This is a genomic window from Vibrio sp. 811, from assembly GCF_033339195.1.
In genome coordinates this window covers 1-541 of the sequence record NZ_JAWOUB010000843.1, presented here as the reverse complement: position 1 = coordinate 541, position 541 = coordinate 1, and the positions used below count along the sequence as shown (strand labels likewise).

Annotated in this window: 1 protein-coding gene; it reads right to left on the bottom strand. The window is 46.0% G+C overall.

What is annotated here, in order from left to right; all coding sequences use genetic code 11:
• Positions 1–541 (bottom strand): M16 family metallopeptidase (locus R7Q46_RS29710; protein WP_318078659.1); only part of this gene is annotated, 541 nt, incomplete at both ends.

Here is a 541-nt window from a genome sequence, read left to right as displayed (position 1 = left end):
TTGTTTACCCACTCCAGTGTTTGCTCGACATCTAAGTCACCACCGATCGTGATCGTCGCGTTATTTGGACCGTACCAACGCAGAAAAAATGCTTTAAGATCATTCACATCAACACGGTCAAGATCTTCAACGTAACCGATGGTTTGCCATGAGTAAGGATGTCCTTCTGGGTATAACGCTTCAGACATACGTTCCCAAATCAAAGCGTACGGACGGTTGTTGTAACGTTGCGCACGCTCATTTTTCACCGTAGATCGTTGAATTTCAAATTTGCGCTGTGAAACCGCATCAAGCAAAAAGCCCATACGATCCGATTCAAGCCACAGCATTTTTTCCAGCTGATTTGCAGGAACGGTTTCAAAGTAGTTGGTGCGATCGCGATTGGTCGTACCGTTTAACGTACCACCCGCCTCTGTGATGATTTTGAAGTGCTCTTGATCGCCAACGTTCTCTGAACCTTGGAACATCATATGTTCAAAGAAGTGCGCAAAGCCCGACTTACCGATTTCTTCACGAGCTGAACCGACGTGATACGTGACAT